Source organism: Sphingobium agrisoli (genome assembly GCF_041877245.1).
Classification (GTDB): Bacteria; Pseudomonadota; Alphaproteobacteria; order Sphingomonadales; family Sphingomonadaceae; genus Sphingobium.
Map to the genome: position 1 here is coordinate 1 of NZ_JBHDJI010000023.1, position 2,916 is coordinate 2,916.

3 protein-coding genes are annotated in these 2,916 nt (G+C 57.0%); 2 read left to right on the forward strand and 1 reads right to left on the reverse strand.

The window, feature by feature from the left end; translation table 11 throughout:
- Positions 1 to 151 precede the first annotated feature (151 nt).
- Entirely contained in the window at positions 152 to 1,045 is an 894-nt protein-coding gene (locus ACETPF_RS20575; protein ID WP_373936484.1) for a DUF2971 domain-containing protein, read from the reverse strand.
- A 122-nt stretch (positions 1,046 to 1,167) separates the two neighbouring features.
- Between ACETPF_RS20575 and ACETPF_RS20580 the strand changes: the two genes are divergently transcribed.
- Positions 1,168 to 2,520 carry a hypothetical protein gene (locus ACETPF_RS20580; RefSeq protein ID WP_373936485.1) on the forward strand — a complete coding sequence of 451 codons (1,353 nt, stop codon included), beginning with the start codon at positions 1,168 to 1,170 and terminating at the stop codon, positions 2,518 to 2,520.
- A 98-nt stretch (positions 2,521 to 2,618) separates the two neighbouring features.
- The gene (locus tag ACETPF_RS20585) at positions 2,619 to 2,801 is read left to right on the forward strand and encodes a hypothetical protein (protein ID WP_373936486.1); all 183 of its coding nucleotides are present in this window, start codon (positions 2,619 to 2,621) and stop codon (positions 2,799 to 2,801) included.
- Positions 2,802 to 2,916 lie beyond the last annotated feature (115 nt).

Sequence of the window (2,916 nt, forward strand, 5' to 3'; positions counted from 1 at the left end):
GATACCCTGAAACTTTTTAGCTGAATGGTTCGAGTCCTTTCGCGGCCCGACCTGGTTTTTTCGACCTGCGATTCGCAGGGGCTACGGTTTCTTTTTCTCCTCTTACTGATTCAGCGCGCGCAATGTGCGCACCATCAGCAAACCCCAATGATCACGGATTGTAGTCGAAACGATCGGCGGTCGACTCAAACACCACGTCATCAGCCAGCATCCCGACCGCTTTGTACAGCTGACCTTCGGATATGTAGTTGTAAAAGGTGGAGACGTTGGGGCGGAACGTCTCTTCGAGATCATAATCCTGGCGGCGAAGCATGTCGCCGATGAACGTGTCGATCTCCATCTCAAAATGCTCTGCAGACTGGCCGGCACGATATTGATGCGCGTGCGGGTAATCGGATCGCATGATATCGAGGATCTCATGCACGATTGAACTCGGCGTGCGGGCTCCGAACACGACGCAGCGGACGGCCTCCTTTGGAAACCGGCCGACAAAAATTTCGGGCACGGCCTCGTCCAGATCCGTCAGCGGGCGAACAATTCGCCATTCCTGCTCATATGCCCAGCAGATGTCCTTGCGAAACATGTAAGCGATCGCCGACCTTCCCGGCTGCGGATAAACGTAACGATCAGTGCTATAATCTACCGGCCCGGCACCAAAAAGCTCGCCTGATTGCTTGGGAGGTCTCCCGATCAGACCCGCGCTCGCCCTGAACCCGATCGCGACGCCGCTGTGGCTTCCCGCATAGTGAGACCAGAGCAGTGGCACGTCACAGCGAGCTGACAGGCTAAGGATTCCAACCTTACCTACCTCTGCGGACAAGGCCCTGCCAAATGACTTTAAGTAGTCCTCCAAGCCAGCCAAAATTTCTTTTTCGCTTTTGCCTGCTGATTTCTTCCGTCTAACGGACAGCAGTGCGAGGTAAGTCTTTTTGAGCCGGGCGACGTCGAGTGTGGGACAGAGCTCGAACGGGTCGTTAAATTGTCCGGGCTGGGTAAAGCGGATGCTCTGATCGCGAAGGATCTGGATAGCACGATCGCCGCCCATATACTTGAAAAGTGGGCTAGGAGGTTTCGTTACCATTGCGCCTCCTAACGTGGGCGCTGACATCAATGCAATCGCGGTGAAGCTTGAGCGGCATAGCAGGGGTTGGACGCAGTGGGGGAAGAATGGCGCTAGAAATCTACCATCTGCGCGCAATCGGGGGACGCGGTGACGAGCTCCTGGAAGCGCATGAGAGATACGGCTATTTCGCCGAGGCTGTTGACGATGACCTACATCGACGTGGCGGCCCTCCCGTGCCCTGCCTGATGACCTTCATTTCCGGCAAAATTACCCACAGCGGTACGCTTTATGCCGGCAATAAAGCGGCGGAGGGACAGAAGCGCGTCAACATTAGCAAAGTGGGCGGTCTGCGGCCGCCCATTCGGGCAGGGGAGATCGTCGACGCTGTAGACCCAATGTTTAGGGCGACCGTCCGCGACCAGCTGCGAAAAAGCTGTATGATCAGCGGATCTGCGGCTGAAGCATTGCTTGAGGCCATACGCGAGATCGATCCCGCTTTGGCGATGGAGATCGACCGATTTGAGATCGAACGAGCTCGAGTGTCGTCCCTTCCATCAAATAAGCGGGAGGCTCTGGCACTGGAAAAGGAGATGGTTGGTACCGCACTGTCGTTCGCTGGCATCGATCGACGCGAAATGCAGGACTGGACAATGCCGAATGATGACGGCGCATCCTTCCTCGATGGCCTGCCCCAGGCACGGCTGCGCGAGGACGCCATGGTGATGCACGACATGTCTCAGGTGCCAGGGTTCGAGTACGTTCGGCCGGTTGCCAAATCCGCCGCCTACTTTCAGAGCGGGGATGTGAGGCTGACGGTGGTGTTGGCCAATCACCTTGCCATTGAGGAGCAATTGGGCGCCGATCTGTTGTATTTCAACGAGACATACCGTGCGTTCACCCTGATCCAATACAAAGCGATGGAGCGGGGTGATATGTCGACTGCGATCTTCAGGTTGCCAAACCCGAAGCTCAGTGAGGAGATCGAACGCATGCGGCGCCTGCAAGCCTCTCTGCGGGACGCGCCCCCCAACAGTCACTGCGAAGGGTTTCGCCTCATTGAAAATCCTTTCTATCTGAAGCTATGCCCGCGAATGGAGTTCGAGCCGGCAGACACTGGCTTGGTGAAGGGTATGTATCTGCCCCTCGATTACTGGCTGCTGATAGAGGCTGATCGGCGCAAGGTCGGCCCAAGGGGCGGACGGCTGGTCTCGTTCGAGAATGTTGGCCGTTATTTCGACAACACAAGTTTCATCCCGCTGGTGGCGAACGGGTGGGTGGGAACGACCGCCGAGCAATCGGCCATCCTCGGCCCTATTGTAAAAGACCTTGTCAGCAGCGGACGGTCGCTAACAATGGCGGTTTCGCGCAGCCGAAAAAAACCTCCCCCGCAACCTGGCTTCGTGCATGATCGATCGCACGATGAAGAACGGCAGCACGTGCGGATCTACAGAGGGTAGCCGATAAATCAATAAGGCGACGCACACAATTGTGCATAAATACACAGTTGTGTGCGTGTACGCTACCAGCTATGGATCGTCCAGCAGGAGGCATTGCCATGGCCGATCCGGTCCGGATCCAAGTTTTGATGAACCGGCCCGAAGCCGAGCGGTTTGAGCAATTTTGCGCTACCCGCGGCCATAAGAAGTCGACGCTTATCGCCCGCCTGGTTCGTGACTATCTCGACCGTGAGGGCTTCGCCGCGCAGGGTGATTTCTTTCACGCCGGACCAAAGTCGTGAGTGTCGCCGAACATCAGGCAATTCTCGCCAAAATCGCCCGGCTGCGGTCTGGCGCCCCCCCCCGGGTGCTAGACCTTTTCGCTGGTTGCGGCGGTCTTTCACTCGGCTTTCAGGC

Coding starts and splice junctions, on each gene's coding strand:
- ACETPF_RS20575 (WP_373936484.1), bottom strand. CDS start 1,045: ATGGGCGGCGATCGTGCTATCCAGATCCTTCGCGATCAGAGCATCCGC.
- ACETPF_RS20580 (WP_373936485.1), top strand. CDS start 1,168: ATGGCGCTAGAAATCTACCATCTGCGCGCAATCGGGGGACGCGGTGAC.
- ACETPF_RS20585 (WP_373936486.1), top strand. CDS start 2,619: ATGGCCGATCCGGTCCGGATCCAAGTTTTGATGAACCGGCCCGAAGCC.